At 51.4% G+C, this 15,449-nt stretch carries 11 protein-coding genes; 7 read left to right on the top strand and 4 right to left on the bottom strand.

What is annotated here, in order from left to right:
• Positions 1-18: 18 nt before the first annotated feature.
• From KIH39_RS05330 to KIH39_RS05305, 6 genes are all read left to right on the top strand, one after another.
• Positions 19-1,434 carry an MFS transporter gene (locus tag KIH39_RS05330; protein ID WP_213498227.1) on the top strand — a complete coding sequence of 472 codons (1,416 nt, stop codon included), beginning with the start codon at positions 19-21 and terminating at the stop codon, positions 1,432-1,434.
• An 8-nt stretch (positions 1,435-1,442) separates the two neighbouring features.
• Positions 1,443-1,694: a hypothetical protein gene (locus tag KIH39_RS05325; protein ID WP_213498226.1), complete on the top strand. Its 252-nt coding sequence runs from the start codon at positions 1,443-1,445 to the stop codon at positions 1,692-1,694.
• Positions 1,695-1,938: 244 nt separating this feature from the next.
• Positions 1,939-3,357 (top strand): hypothetical protein, encoded by a 1,419-nt coding sequence (locus KIH39_RS05320; RefSeq protein WP_213498225.1) that lies wholly within the window; start codon positions 1,939-1,941, stop codon positions 3,355-3,357.
• A 59-nt stretch (positions 3,358-3,416) separates the two neighbouring features.
• Positions 3,417-4,556 (top strand): HEAT repeat domain-containing protein, encoded by a 1,140-nt coding sequence (locus KIH39_RS05315; RefSeq protein ID WP_213498224.1) that lies wholly within the window; start codon positions 3,417-3,419, stop codon positions 4,554-4,556.
• The gene (locus KIH39_RS05310) at positions 4,553-5,674 is read left to right on the top strand and encodes a THUMP domain-containing class I SAM-dependent RNA methyltransferase (protein WP_213498223.1); all 1,122 of its coding nucleotides are present in this window, start codon (positions 4,553-4,555) and stop codon (positions 5,672-5,674) included. The genes KIH39_RS05315 and KIH39_RS05310 overlap by 4 nt, the downstream gene beginning before the upstream one ends.
• Before the next feature lie 15 nt (positions 5,675-5,689).
• The gene (locus tag KIH39_RS05305) at positions 5,690-6,940 is read left to right on the top strand and encodes an NAD(P)/FAD-dependent oxidoreductase (protein ID WP_213498222.1); all 1,251 of its coding nucleotides are present in this window, start codon (positions 5,690-5,692) and stop codon (positions 6,938-6,940) included.
• 2 nt (positions 6,941-6,942) lie between these two features.
• Here the strand turns inward: KIH39_RS05305 and KIH39_RS05300 are convergent, their stop codons facing one another.
• The 3 genes from KIH39_RS05300 to thyX all read right to left on the bottom strand — a co-directional run bounded on the left by KIH39_RS05300 (position 6,943) and on the right by thyX (position 11,109).
• On the bottom strand, positions 6,943-8,757 hold the full coding sequence (locus tag KIH39_RS05300) for an AMP-binding protein (RefSeq protein WP_213498221.1): 1,815 nt from the start codon (positions 8,755-8,757) through the stop codon (positions 6,943-6,945).
• 49 nt (positions 8,758-8,806) lie between these two features.
• Complete coding sequence (gene rho / locus KIH39_RS05295; RefSeq protein ID WP_213498220.1) at positions 8,807-9,928, bottom strand: transcription termination factor Rho; 1,122 nt, start codon at positions 9,926-9,928, stop codon at positions 8,807-8,809.
• Positions 9,929-10,275: 347 nt separating this feature from the next.
• Positions 10,276-11,109 carry an FAD-dependent thymidylate synthase gene (gene thyX, locus KIH39_RS05290; RefSeq protein WP_246539537.1) on the bottom strand — a complete coding sequence of 278 codons (834 nt, stop codon included), beginning with the start codon at positions 11,107-11,109 and terminating at the stop codon, positions 10,276-10,278.
• A gap of 135 nt (positions 11,110-11,244) precedes the next feature.
• On the opposite strand from thyX, the gene KIH39_RS05285 reads away from it, so the two are divergent.
• Positions 11,245-12,087, top strand: a complete 843-nt coding sequence (locus KIH39_RS05285; RefSeq protein ID WP_213498219.1) for an alpha/beta hydrolase — start codon at positions 11,245-11,247, stop codon at positions 12,085-12,087.
• 28 nt (positions 12,088-12,115) lie between these two features.
• On the opposite strand, the gene KIH39_RS05280 is transcribed toward KIH39_RS05285, so the two are convergent.
• Complete coding sequence (locus KIH39_RS05280) at positions 12,116-15,340, bottom strand: cation-translocating P-type ATPase family protein (protein ID WP_213498218.1); 3,225 nt, start codon at positions 15,338-15,340, stop codon at positions 12,116-12,118.
• Positions 15,341-15,449 lie beyond the last annotated feature (109 nt).

Here is a 15,449-nt window from a genome sequence, read left to right as displayed (position 1 = left end):
TTTGAAACAGGATTTCGAATGGCTCTCGTCGATGGTTCTTCAATGCCTCAGGCCTCCAATGCGGGCTGGGGGTCACTCCGGCAACTCAATCGATACCACTGGTTTGTGTTTTTTGTGGTCGCCACAGCCTGGATGGCGGATTGCATGGATCAACAGCTGTTCGTGATGGCCAGGCAAAAGGCCATTAGAAGCTTGTTACCTTCCGAATTGCGGGAAGATGAATCCAAAAAAGAAGCGTTCGATAAAGCTGTAAAAGATTTCTCGGACATTACCACTTCGATATTCCTGATCGGCTGGGCCACAGGAGGACTCACCTTCGGGGTCATGGGGGATCGCATAGGCCGAGTCAAAACTTTGAAGTGGACAATTATCCTCTACTCCATTTTTACTGGCCTTAGTGCTTTCTCAACTAGCGTTTGGGATTTTGCACTCTACCGATTTCTTACCGGTTTAGGTGTGGGAGGAGTCTTTGCTGTGGCCGTGGCACTTCTCGCTGAGACCATTCCGGCTCAGGCACGGCCCTATACGCTCGGCATGTTGCAGTCGTTCTCGACGGTAGGAAACTGCTCCGCAGGGCTTCTGTTTATTGGTCTGGGAAACGTCGATCAAGAAAGTCTTAAGCCGTTGTCTGCTTGGCAAATCATGTTTCTGGTCGGAATTGTCCCTGCAATCCTGGTGATATTCATCCAAACGAGATTGAAAGAACCGGAAAGTTGGCTCGAAGCGAAGCGGTTGCAACGCGAGGGCAAGGATCATCCCCGAGTCGGTTCATATCGGGACCTTTTTGAAGATCCACGCTGGAGACGACACGCCCTTTTGGGAGCCCTACTTGCATTTTCGGGCGTGGTTGGCCTCTGGGGAATTGGATTTTTCAGCACCGATTTGACGCAGACTGTTATAAGAAAATCTTTTACGGAGCAAGGAATGTCTCCGGCTGAAGTGGATCGTCAGGTGATGACCTGGGGAGGTATCACCGGTATTGTGATGAATATCGGTGCACTCTTCGGCATGCTATCTTTCAGCTGGCTGACTAACTACACCGGCAGAAGAATTGCCTTCGCCATCGCTTTTGTTGCTGCTGCTATGAGCACCATACTTGTCTTCTGGAAACTGGAAACGAAAAGCGATATTTTCTGGATGGTGCCTTTAATGGGTTTTTGCCAGCTGGCACTGTTCGGTGGCTACGCTATCTACCTCCCCGAACTCTTCCCCACTCGATTGCGGAGTACTGGAACTTCCTTCTGCTACAATGTCGGAAGGTTTGTGGCCGCGGCGGGACCACTGCTACTGATCCCCATCAGAACCTACTATAAAAATGAAGGATTCGCGGAGCCTCAGCGACAGGCGGCCATGACCATGTGTTCGGTCTTTGCGCTGGGCTTTGTGGCCATATTCTTCCTTCCCGAAACTAAGGGCAAACCTCTGCCAGAGTGAGACTTACGATGAATGTTCCCGATTGGTTGAAATTGCGAGACGGCAACTTACGCGCAGGCTTGAACGATACGACCTGGCTGGTACTGTTGAACGAACATCCGCAATACAGACTGGTGACCAAACCGGCCAAAGGCAACTTCACCTGTTCCATTACGCAAACCAACAATGGCAAGCGTTTGGACGGCGGCCTGACATACCAAACTTCCAATGCCGCTTTCACCGGGGGACTGCAGGAACTGCGGGAGAAATTGGGCTGGTAAAGTCTTGTGAGAAGACACTTTAAGCGCACTATAAGGCTTCGATAAACAAAAATTCACTCCCGTCCGGAGTTTGAACGGCCAGAGTGACGTTGGTTTTGCCTAGATTACCGGTTTGAATTGCAATTACGTCAATGTAATGAAGAATCCGACTCAATTTTCTCTCAATTGACCCAACTCTTCATATAATTTCTGCTTATTAGATTTACTTCTTGCGAAGCATCCTTAGGTGGAAGGTGGGACCGGTATGCCCCTGAATGCCCCGCTAACCGAAGATTTTGTTCGAACCCTGGCCCCGGATGAAGCCAGCTTTAAAGCTGCGTCGGAAATCAGCCAAAGCTCTCGGCTGCAGAACTTGGGGACATCCAGCGACGGTACCTGGATGTTAGGCGAGTTTACTGGAATGGGACCGGCTCCGTATAAGCTATCGGCCGATTTCCACATCCCGAATCAGCCTGTTTTGCAAAGTACCAGCCCCAGCAGATATCATCCCGATAAATATACACTCGGTATGCTGCTGAAATATGCTCATAATCCGGATTCTTTCGGCGTAAAATCCCCATCCATCGAACTCCTTGCCCGACGGGAAAAGGTGCTGGCCGCGGAAGAGCGGAAAAAGGGGGTATTTGCGAAGAAGGGTGGTAAGAAGGACGAAGAGAAGAAGCAACTTCTGCGATTAGAGGCACTCGAAGCCGCCAATCATATGCTAGTCGATCTGGCCGCTAAAGGAAACTGGTTCAGCGAGAACCGGGCCGAGCAATTCGAAAAGCTTTGCAAACAGCTGAATGAGGCCTCATTGCCTTCTCTCGCAGCCCAATTCAAGCGGGTGGCTCTGGTCGGCAAAGAAAAAGGGTTGAAAGATCCGGAGAAGAATCTCCTGGGAGCCTCCGCCCTCGCAAATTGCGAAGCTGTACTCAAGAAGACCATCCATTTCCTGGGAACCGATACCAGCAAACCCAGCGAAGAGGATTATCTGCTGGAGCAGTTCCTCGATATGCACTGGTCGATTTCCGACCTGAAGGCCCGCGGCTACGGGAAAACCGATCTTTCGCTCTTCGAACTGGCCTACGAAAGGCTGGACGATGAAGGTCGTGCAACACGTATGGAAGTCAGCAACCTTCTCGATCTCAATACGGGTGAACTGCACCAGTCAGTCGCTTACCGGCCGTTCAAAGGACTGACTCCCATTCCTGAACAGGTCAGTTATACGACTCCGATTCATGTTCCCGATGCAGTTCTCTATCCCGGCTCCCTGAATCGCCGGGTGCGCTGGGAAAAGAACAGTGAAACGACCGGCGTATCGAGTTCGGAAGCTCTGGAAGCCACTTATGGACATGCCATACCCGAATTCGAACCGGTCATTGACGAATTCCGGAGTCAGCTCGAGAAACCTTTCGCGCCTACAGAAGCGGTATTACTGCTTCGATGTGCCAAGTTGGGGAAGGTCAACGATAAGGTCGTTGTGGAAGATTCTAACGGCGGCCGGCTCGAACTTCGCGACCGCCGAAAAGACTACTCACACCTGTTCAACTTCAAGCGGGCGGCTGCGATGCTGCGATCTGAATCTCCGGCTCTTCTGGTGCGGCTGGCGGTGAGTGGAAAGCAAATTATTGCTTATCCCCTCGCTATGATCACGCCCAAGCACCATCTGAAAATTGGTGTTTGAGTTATTATTCTGAGGTTTCGACATCGATATTTAAACCCGGCATTCGGGAGTTTGAAAATATGGCCAACACGACGCTCACGAATCTGAATAACGAACTGGCTACCGTCCTGGCGACCGGTATCGATCAGGCTGATCTTTCGCACCTTAAAGAGCAAGTGTCTGCGAAAGTGTCAGAAGATCTACCCGAAAATGTTGTCGCCAGCCTCAAATCCATCCACGAGGCCGATCAGGATGAGATTGTTTGGCCAATTCTGGAAACCATCGACCAGATCCACCTCGCCGAAGTGAAAAACCTCTTCGTGAACGTTCCCGGTGAACTCGAAGAATTCGAAGCGGGCCCCTCCTGGTCGACTCCGATGCTGACACAGGCTGTGTATGCCCTGGTTCCCGAATCTCGACCGTTTGCCAAGCGCGTCAAGCCCGAAGAACAGATCACCATGTTGGAATCGACCAACAATGACGGGACCATTACTGACCTTCGATTGCTTCAGATCTATCTGCAGGCCTTAAGTGAGAAGAAAACTGCCCCGGTTTACCTGGCTATGCTGGAACTCGCGTTGCCCGCATTCGGGAAGGATATCCTGCCCGATCTCTGGCCGACTTTGAGCCCCGAAAGTCGAAGCTTCCAGATCGCTTATAAACTGGACATGCAGGCAGCCTTGACCAAGCTACAGGAAAAATCGGGTGGTAAGAAGACCGATCGTGGCGGCCCGGTAATCAAAGCAGTTGAAAAACTTCTCGATGAAGGCAGGAACGATTACGGCGAAATTAGCCCCGATTCCCTGCCGATCTTAAAACTCGGTATCAAGCTGGCGGCGGATGCCCCTTTCCGACGCAAAATCGCAGACACTCTGGCCGGTATGGGCGATATTGCCAAATCGGCTTTGCCGGAGCTGATCGAGGCTTTTGAGCGCGGTGGCCTGACTCGAGATTACCAGCTCATCCGTCCCATGATGGTACTGGGTAAAGAATCCAAGGATGTCGCCGACGCTTTGACCCGGGCATTGGAGGATCGAGACGCCAGCGTTCGACTTATGGCCGCATTCAATCTCGGTCAAATGGGAGCCCCGGCATTTTCCGCTTTGAATTCCCTCGAGGACATGGTTTCGAACGACACCGATGTGAAGGTTCGCGATCAAGCCACCAAGACTCTGAATAAGCTGCGTGCGCGACTCGAGCCGCCGGTGGCTGCGGAATGACGTCTTTTTTTGCGACGTGTGCACGAGGATTTGAACCTTTTCTCGCCCGCGAACTCGAAAAAATCGCTGCTTCGGACATTCAACCTGGACGAGGCGGTGTTCACTTTCAGGGAAACCGACGAGTTCTCTATAAGTCGAATCTGCATCTTAGAACGGCCGTGCGGGTTCTCCAACCGTTAAGGACATTCCCCGTTCAAAGTACCGACGAACTCTATCAGGCCGCGCAGACCATCGACTGGGAAAAATATCTCACTTTGGAGCATACTTTCGCCATCGATTGCAATGTTCGCGACTCGGCCATCACACACTCCCTGTTCGCCGCGCAGCGAGTGAAAGATGCCATTTGTGATCAATTCATCGCACGTTGCGGTAAACGGCCGAGCGTGAATCTGCGCGAGCCGATGGTGCAGTTTAATCTGCACATCTTTCGAAACGAAGCATCGATCAGTCTGGATAGCTCCTGCGAATCATTACACAAGCGGGGCTATCGCCCGATCCAAACAATCGCTCCCTTGAATGAAGCTCTCGCCGCAGCCTTGATCCTGCAAACGGGGTGGAAACCGGATGAGCCCTTTTGCGATCCGATGTGCGGATCCGCAACTCTGCCGATCGAAGCGAGTTGGATGGCTCTGAATCGTGCTCCTGGTTTGACTCGAAAACATTTCGGTTTCATGGGTTGGCTGGACTACGACAAAGGTGAGTGGGCAAACGTGCGGGATGAAGCCCGAAACGACTTGAAGAAAGCACTCCTGGCCCCAATCATCGGCTACGACGAACGGGTCGACGTGATCGAATTGGCGTCTAAGAATGCTAATGCGGCCGGTGTAGGTCATCTCGTGGAATTGAGAGCCCAGGGGCTGTATAAATTTGTGCCGTCTGAAGGTAAGCCAGGAACGATTCTGATGAATCCCCCCTATGGGGAGCGTATTGGGGAAGAGGAAGACCTGATAGAGCTATATCAGCAAATTGGAAAGATCATCAAGACTCGCTGCACAGGCTGGAAATGCTGGATCTTTACCGGGAATCGCAATCTTTTAAGGGCTACGAAGCTCAAAGTGCTGGAAAAGCACCAGTTCATGAATGGAAAAATCGATTGCCAGTTGGCTAGAGTGCTTTAATTGTCGGATTCATCTATGACTCCGGAAATCACGATAATCGGTGCAGGGTTGGCCGGCCTGAGCTGTGCTCGGCATCTTCAGGAAGCCGGCAAATCCTTTCAGATTCTGGAAGCGTCAGATCGCGTCGGCGGCCGTATTGCTACCGATCGAGTTGACGGATTCCAGCTCGATCGAGGCTTTCAAGTGTTCCTCGATGCTTATCCCGAAGCTCAAAAAATTCTCGATTATTCCCAATTGAATCTGCGAGCATTCGAACCGGGTGCTCTGATTCGTCACAAAGAAAAATTTCACCTTTTCGCCGATCCCTGGCGAAAGCCTCTGAGTGGACTGAGATCCCTTTTTGCCCCGATAGGCACTTTTAGGGATAAATGGAAAGTCGCTGGTCTTCGGTCGGCCGTGAAGAACGCCTCAATTGAGAACTTATTTCAGCGTGCGAACACCACCACACAACAGGCTCTTGTGAACCGGGGTTTCAGTTCCTCGATAACAAATACCTTCTTTAAGCCATTCCTCGGCGGTATTTTTCTGGATCCTGCGCTCCAAACCTCAAGTCGAATGTTTGAGTTTGTGTTCAAAATGTTCTCGCTCGGTCGCGCCTGCCTCCCCGCTAAAGGTATGCAGGCCATTCCCGATCAGTTAGCGAAGAACTTGCCGAGATCGAGCATTCGACTCTCGACCCGCGTCGATGATCTCGATTCGGGCCTGATTGTGACTGAGTCTGGCGAAAAAATCCCCTCGAAGGTCATCGTCGTCGCTACCGAAGCCCCCGCCGCTAATAAATTGCTGAACGGGGACTTCCACACGCATCCCCAGGGTGTGACTTGTCTCTATTATGCATCCCCACAGGCTCCGATTCATAAACCCATACTCGTTCTCAACGGCGAAGGGAGTGGACCGGTAAATAATTTGTGTGTACCGAATTTGGTAGCTCCGGAATATGCCCCGACTGGTCAGAATCTGATCTCGATCACAGTAATAAATGGTGGGATGCAGCCATTCGAGGCGCTGGAATTGGAAGTACTCGCTCAGATGGAACGCTGGTTCGGCGACCAGGTGAAAACCTGGCGTCATTTGAAAACTTACCAGATACCTTTCGCGCTTCCCTCGCAGCCCGCGGCCGTGTTGGAGAAACCGCAACGGGAAGTGCGATTGAAAAAGGGACTCTACGTTTGTGGCGACCATCGAGACACGGCTTCTATTCAAGGGGCTTTCGTCTCGGGTCGAAGAACGGCAGAAGCGGTACTTGAAGAACTGGCCGCAAAATAATCTCAGCAACGTGCTCTATCTCGCAACTCGCGATGCATGACTTTATTGGAAGCGGTTCGCGGCAGATGTTCCAAAAGCCGAACTTCGTGGATTCGGAATAGCGGATTGAGATTGGCGGAGAGGCTTTTCTGGCATTTTCCCTGGAGTTCAATAAGGTCCGAAGGCTGTTTCAAAACGACATAGAGAATTAATTGATCGGGTCCGCCCGCCTTTGGCGGAACTCCGACTGCGGCGACTTCCAGAATCTCTGGTATCCCTCGTAAGGCCGCTTCGATCTCTGCAGAACTCGTTTTTATACCGCCCAGATTCATTGTGTTATCTGCTCGGCCATCCGAGCAATATCGTTCGCTTCCTAGAATGCGTAAACGATCGCCATGCCTGCGAAGGCCCTTGGGGCATCCTTCAAAATAAATTTTGTGATGATCTCGATTGAGCAACCGGGTTGAAAGCCCCATTGAAGGGGTTTTCAGAAATACCTCGCCGACTTCACCCTGAGAGCAAGGATGCCCCAAATCATTCAACACAACGAAGTCCACTCCCATCACTTTGGCGTTGAAGATACTCGGTTCATTGGGTTTGGTAAGAGCGCTCGATATATATGCTCCGCCGATTTCAGTTCCGCCGCAGTATTCCAGAATCGGCTTGGTGACATTCGGCTTCTGCCCGGCGGACATCAGCCAAGTGTAATCTTCCGGACTGCTCGCCTCGCCCGTCGAACTAAAACATTTGATGTTGGACCAGTCGACTGCTTCCAGAAGCTTATTCTTCCTCCAATTTTTAACCAGACTGGGAACGACCCCGAGCATTGTTACCCGGGAATCCGCGACGAATTCACAGAACTCACGCTCCAACGGAGATCCCTCAAAAAGCGCGATTGTGCAACGATTTAGAAGGCTCGCGAAAATCAGCCAAGGTCCCATCATCCATCCCAGATTGGTTGGCCAGCAGACAATATCCCCCTCCTGCAAATTGTGATGCCAGAAAGCATCGGACGCAGCTTTGATCGGTATCGTGTGATTCCAGGGAATCGCCTTGGGATCCCCAGTGGTGCCGGAGGAAAAAAGAATGTTGATCGGATCTTCCGCCAGGCATTTCGCAGCCTCTTTTAGCTCCTCCTGTGGCAGGAACTCACTCCAAAATAGGTCCCCAGATCGTAGAGAAACTGTTCCTTTTTCCCGCAGGGATAGTACGATTGCTGGCGGAGAATTCGCCGCAACTATACGCTCGAATAAGGGGAAAGTTTTCTCGCCTCGGAGAAGGAAATCCTGTGTGAAGATCAACTTGGCGTTGCTGATCCGAAGTCGCTTGGCAATCTCTTCGGCTGGGAAGCTATCCGCTATGGAGACAACGACGCCACCCATCAGGATGATGCCGAGATAGATGGCGACAGATTCAACCGTCATCATCATATCAATGGCGATGGCGTCCCCTTTTTGCAGCCCAAGCCGCTTCAAACCTTCGGCCACCTGCCGGGATTTTTGATTGAGTTCGGCGTAGCTCCAACTCTCCCGCGAACCATTCGGCCGCTGGAATTCAATCGCTTTTAATTCGGGCTCCCGAGATTCCAGTGCACTCGCGGCAATATTTAATTCCGCACCAGGTAGCCAGGAGATTCGTTCTATGCCCTGAGAAATGTCAGCGGTTGCAGCCGGAGATTTGAAAAATCGAACCTTAAACTGGGCGATCATACTTTGCCAAAACGATTCCCAGTTCCGGACGGAATCGGCATGGAGCTGCTCGTAAGAATCGAGGTGATGAGATTCGAGAGCCTGCTGAATATGAGTTTTCTTGATCTCGTCGGCGGTTGGGGTCCACATGAGGATTGCCCCCATCTATCGAAAAAAACTGGACGAAGTACTTTAGAAATTAGACTTTCATCTTATCCAGAAAGGCCTGATTATTTTCAGTTTTACTCATGTGTTTCAGCAGATTTTCCATGGCCTGAACTGGAGGTAGATCCACCAGGTGGCGTCGAATCAGCGAGACACGGCGATAATCTTCTTCTGTTAGCAATCGCTCTTCTTTACGAGTCCCCGATTCCGCCAGATTAATAGCCGGGTAAATTCTGCGATCGCTGAGCTTGCGATCCAGAACAAGTTCCATGTTACCAGTACCTTTGAATTCCTCAAAAATCACATCATCCATCCGGGAGCCGGTTTCAACCAACGCGGTGCCGACGACCGTCAGACTGCCGCCTTCTTCCAAAGCCCGGGCCGCGCCGAACAGTCTCTTGGGGAGTTCCATGGCCCGGCTGTCCAGCCCGCCCGACATCGTCCGACCGCCTGTCGTCGCCTTGTTATAGGCGCGGGCTAATCGTGTCAGGCTATCCAGTAGCACGAAAACATCTTTACCCTGTTCAGTCAATCGCTTGGCCCGTTCCATCACCAATTCGGCCGTTCGGATATGATTGGCTGAATCTTTATCGGAGGAGCTGGCGACCACTTCTCCACGGATAGTTCGTCTCATCTCGGTCACTTCTTCCGGCCGCTCATCAACGAGAAGCACCATCAGATGCATTTCCGGATGGTTGACCGAAACAGCTTGCGCGATGTGCTGCAGAAGCACTGTTTTACCGGTTCGGGGCGGGGCGACGATCAACCCACGCTGACCTTTACCCAATGGCGTAAAGAGATCCATGACTCGGGTCGTCAGAGGTTGAGCCCCCGTCTCGAGTTTGATTTTTTCGCGAGGGTCAATTGCCGTCAGTTCGTCCCAATCGGGTTGGCGGAACAGTTCGAGTTCAAAGTTTTCTATCCGTTCAATTCCCGTCAGTCTCGGCCCGGACCCAGTCCCTTTCTGCGGTTGTCCCACGGGACCCATGAGAAGCGAACCTTCCCGGAGTTTGTGTTTGCGAATTAATTCTTGTGAAACGTAAGCGTCGGTCGGCTGAGGGGCATAAAATCGCTGGGGATTGCGAAGAAATCCGTAGCCTTTTTGGTGAAGTTCGAGAACACCCTGAGTAGTCGTCTGGTCGATCGTTTGGCTCATTGCCTTTTCCAAAAACAGTGTGTCCGGCTGATTCGATATGCAAATGAATAGGCCCGGACAGAACGGAAATCACCGTCCCAAGTAGGATAAATTACTAGATAGTGTCAACTTTTGAGATTCTTTCAACACCCAAACAAAGCACTAGATCGGGGCGAGTTGATTACTAGCGTGAAGCAGGGTTGGCGTAGGAACGAATTGGGCGATGGTATAACACGGGGTGCATTTACTCGTGTCTTCAGTACAGTTAACACCATAATACAGCTCTTGGCAAGTGCAAAGTCAATTTCGCAAAAAAAATCGTTTTTCCCGCAGAATTGCCATCTCAGCCTTTGGCGTAGGTTCAACACTTACACTTTTCTAAAAGCAGTGGTGATCTCGAACGTTCCATCCGGTAGCGGGATTCTCTCGTAATCCCCAAAGAGATTCGGGCTTTCTTTCTGCATAACTTCCAGCACCTTATTGGCGAGCTGACGAATCTCGACGTCCGCCGCCGCAGATCCCCGCATTTCCAGAAAGTGGCGAATCGCCCGAGCATTTGCCGTTACGAATATCTTGGTTTCCGTAGCATTTGGCAGCACGCTCCGCGCGGCTTGGCGGGCAGATTTGCGCCGGGTGGTCCGGTCTGCATCCGGCGGCAATCCGGCTTCCGCCGCCAACTTCGGATCGGTCAATTTTATGTTCAAGCCTTCCGATAACTTCAAGTAGGCTTCATGCATCTGACGAACTGCATCCTGCCAGATCTGATGCAGTTCCGGGTCAGATGCAATGATCTTGGGCTCGACATATTCGGCTACCGATTCGTCCACGTAACGTTGGCTCAACTGGGAGTATCCCATCCCGGCCCGGTGCCGGATCAATTCGTGCGTGAGCGCTCGCGAGACACCGGTGAACACCAGATTCCAAACGGCATGTTCCAGTACAGAACCGTGTCCAACTTCTTTGATGTGTTTGAGATAAGTGCTGTTACCGCCCGGCCGAGGTTTAGCAAAAGACATATAGCAGATGCGGCCGGCCGACTCGGTCAACACTTCCGCAGCAACTTCGCTATCGCTTTGCCAGGTCACACCATGATCGGTCAGGAAACGATTTAGTTCCCCGTCGTCGAGATACTGACGCCCCACGACGTAAACGCTGGGTTCATGGATGATCTTCATTTCCGATCCACCATTGTGGTTGGACATCGTGCGCCTTCTCGCGGAAATTCGCTAAAAATTTCTGTTATATCGTTTGTTCCCAGCTTTCCAATCAAGCTGGGTCATGTTATTCTCTTAGCGTGTTTTAACTCAATGTCGGTTTTACTCTCCGAGGAATGAAAAATGGCTCTTTTGGTTATGATGCTCCTCCCTATCTGGGGCGATAGGATGCCCGGCCCGATGCCCACGGGTAAAGAGGGCATGCCTGGCATTTATGCTTACGAAGCCCCCAAAGATAAAAAGAATGGTTGCGCCGTAGTAGTTTGCCCCGGTGGAGGTTATGGCTTTCTGGCTATGGATCATGAAGGCAAGCAAGTCGCGAACTTTCTTAACCAGCACGGCGTGACTGTTTTCGTGTTGAAATATCGTATCGCTGATAAAAATTTGAAAGGTCCCATCGAGCCCGCACCGATGCTGGACGTCCAACGAGCCATTCGCTGGGCGAGATTCAAATCAAAAGATTATGGCATAGATCCCAAGCGAATTGGCGTCATGGGATTCTCTGCGGGTGGGCATTTGGCCTCGACGGCCGCCACGCATTTCGATTCCGGAAATAAAGAAGCCAAAGATCCCATTGATCAGGTCAGCAGTCGTCCAGATTTTGCAATTCTGGCTTATCCCGTTATCAGCATGGGCCCTGTCACGCACGGCGGTAGCCGTACCAACTTAATTGGGAACAAACCGGATACTAAGCTCGTGGAATTTTACTCTAACGAGAAGCAGGTGACCAAGGATACGCCTCCGACATTCCTGGTACACACCGAAGAAGACAAAGCCGTCAAAGTGGATAACAGCAAGCTCTTCAAGGAAGCCTGCGAAAAGCACGGCGTACCAGTCCAATTGGTAACCTATGAGAAAGGTCAACACGGCCTGGGGCTTGGTAACACGGTAAAAGACCTCCCATTTTCAAAATGGCCCGACGAACTTATCAAATGGATGAACTCTCGCAAACTCCTTGACAAGTAAAAGAAGTGAATCTCAGCGATTCCTGAACTTACGGTTTGGGATCGCTGGGCATTATCACCTTCAATACCTCCGGATCAAGCAGAAAGAAACTTCGCTTTCCCGGCACCTTATCCGCATCGATCAATACTTTATCCCGACCCTTCAAAAATTGCACGGCTGCTTCCAAGGACAGGCGGAATTCTGTCAGCTGTCGCTTCATTGTCAGCAATTCGGCCCGGGCTTTCTCACGCTGTTGTGGCTCTGCTATTTGAGTTTGAATGGCCCGTTCCTCATCCTCAGTAATCTGGCTACGGAATTTCACCCAAGCGAGAAAAGCATCCCGAGCCCCTTCGGCCTGACGAACTTTTTCCGCGGCGGCAGCTTCGGCGATACGAGTTAGATAACCGGCATCCTCCTCGGCTCGACTACGCTTACGAATCGACTCGGCCAAGGCCTGATTGATTTGCTGATCGCGTCCTTGAATCGCCCGAGCCACGTCGTGGTAGGCCGGCACGACGCTAGTAGGAGGATGCAAATCAGGTAATGTCATTCCGACCAGTTCTATCCCCAATTTCTGAGGATGGATCGATTGCAATCGTTCATTCAAAGCCAGTAATAGCTCGGTTACCAATTGATTGCGGCGAATCGTCAACAAATCCAGAAAGGCCTCTCCCGCCAATCGCTCCCGCAGTAGAGATTCAAATGTCAGCCGGACGAGCCTTTCCGTGTCCTCGCAGGTGGTCAGATAAGCAGCCGGATCGTCAACGATATATTGAACGCTCGCCAGCACATCCACCAGGTTCCCGTCCCCAGTCAGCATCAGGCTTTCGTCCGAGATTCGGTAAAGATCTTCGGTATGAGAGTTCGTCCAGGAAAGAGCCATCTCAGATTTGGGTGCAAGAATACGACTTCCCGTTGAATTCAGATTCACCCGAAATCCTAGTTCGACATTGCGTACGGCGTTGGGTTTGAGCTTAATCGTCTCCTCGACGAGGAAGGGATAACGAAGGTGCAAGCCAGGTTCTAGAAGTTCCTCTATATGACCGAAACGCTTGCAAATTCCAATCTCATCGGGTCCAACTTGAACTAGTCCAGAAAGTGCCCAGAGTACCAACAGCAATCCCGCCAAGCCTGCGGTAAGTTTATTGGCATGATGAGTGATCTCGTGGATCAGATGATCTAAATTGAAATAGCGGTCTACCCAAATATCGAAAGACTTCAACGCGATTTTGATTTTAAAGAATCCCAGCGCGGAGGATTTTCGTTCAAAGAACAAGAGTCGGAGCGAATTTAGGAGTACCGCGAGAGATCCAAATTGGTGATAAATAACTCCGACGAGTGGGGATTTTTCATAGACGGGTCCGCCGCCGAAAATCAAAGGCCACAGCAAACCGACAAGAACAACCCCAATCAGATTGACGAGGAATGCAAAGACCAGGATATTCTGGCGGATGACTTTTACCGTTTCGCGGGACAAACGCATCAACAGCGGCAGATGTCCCAGCGGATCACCGTAGAGAATGACATCCCCGGCCTCGGCGGCTGAATCGGATTGCGGATGCCGTATGGCTAATCCTACAGGGGCCGTGGCCAAGGCCAGAGCATCATTGATTCCGTCTCCGATATAGGCATAGTCGGGGTGGAGTTTTAGCCAATCGGCCTTCTGCTGAGGGAAAAGCTCTCCGTGAACATCTGAAATGTTCAATGCATGACCGATTTCGCCTGCCACGTTGGAGCGATCCCCCGTCAAAATGGCAAAGCGATCGATACCATCAGCTCGTAAGGCTGCGAGAACATCGGCCGCTTCCAGGCGGATAGTATCCTGCACTCCTAGAATTCCGATTAATCGGGAGTCCACCGCGACATAGAGAATTGTCGCACTGGCTTCAGAAGCCTTCTCCCATTCCTCAGAAATGTCCAGGATCGGCACACCTTCGGACTGAAGAAATCTACCATTTCCGATCAGAACTTTTTGTCCATCTACGAGGCCGCTGGCCCCGGCGCCGGGATAGGCTTGAAATTCAGTTGCTGAGGGCAGGTCGAGATTTCGGCTTTTTACTTCCTCGAGAATACAAGCGGCGATGGGATGTTCACTGAATTTTTCAATAGCCCCTGCGAGTCTCAAAATGTCGGATTCCGATACAGAACCGATCGGTTTGATGATGCGAAGCTTTAGTTTCGCCTGAGTGAGTGTCCCCGTTTTGTCAAAAGCCAATGCCCGAATCGAGGCCAGTTTTTCGATTACTGCTCCCCCTTTAATAACAATTCCAGTGCCTGCCAGACGCCCCAACGCCGCAATCACAGCCGCAGGTGTGGCAAGAAGTAAGGCGCAAGGACACGCCACGACCAGCACACCCAGAGTGGGATATAAGCTTTGTCGTGCCGCCGCGGCAAGATTCAATCGAGACTCGATCGCCTTCCATGGCCCGGTGAGGACAAAAACATTCAAAGCAAAGACCGCGAACGCTACGGCCAGAAGTGCGGGTAGGAACCAGGTTGCCAGTCGATCGACTTGTCTTTCCACCTGGGCTTTGTTTTTCAACGCCTGTGCCGTTTGCAGAATCATATGTCCGACGGCCGTGGCCGAGGCAACTTGGTCTGCCCGGATCGTCAGAGCGCCAAATTGATTGACGCTTCCCGCGAGGACTATGTCTCCGGCCTTTTTATCCACCGGAAGACTTTCTCCGGTCAAGGCGCTGAGATCGATCGAAGAAGTCCCCTCGAGAATCGTACCATCAACCGGAATTTTGCCGCCGGGTTTGACCAGAATGGTATCCCCAACTGCAAGTTCGGAGGTAAAAACTCTTTGTTCCTGCCCATCGACCAGTTTCCAACAGCGAAGTGGAAAGACTTCGATCAGTTTTTGAACCCCTTGGCGGGCTCTTTCGAAGGTCCAGATCTCCAGACATTCGCCCACCAGACCGATGACGATAACTTCCGCGGCGATGAGCGGTTCGTTCATCGCTATGGCCGCTATACAGGCTATGGCCGTGGCGAGATCGGCACTGATCTTACCCGCAAACAGTTTTTCCAGAGATCCAAAGAGAACCCGAGCCCCTCCCAGAATCGCAGCGATTTGAGCCAGCCGAAAGCCGTAAATTTCCTGCGATCGCCAGGAGGGCAGAGAAGTACCGAACGTGGCAGACAAGCATGCGGAGAATGGAACCCAGATATCGGCCAAAAGCAACAGGAGCAATAAGGATGTGAACAGATAGATGCCCAGCGTTTTGGGACGCTCGAATATTTCGCCGGCATGTTCAATTTCTCTGTGCATACCAAATTTGATATGGAAAAGTGGATTCTCGCAGCGAATTTATAGCTATCCAATTGACTTGACTGGTTGATACAAAAGATAATTGAAGATCAGTTCATAATTTTCATGG

The organism is Telmatocola sphagniphila, from assembly GCF_018398935.1.
GTDB lineage: Bacteria > Planctomycetota > Planctomycetia > Gemmatales > Gemmataceae > Telmatocola > Telmatocola sphagniphila.
This window is presented reverse-complemented; position numbering and strand designations above follow the sequence as displayed.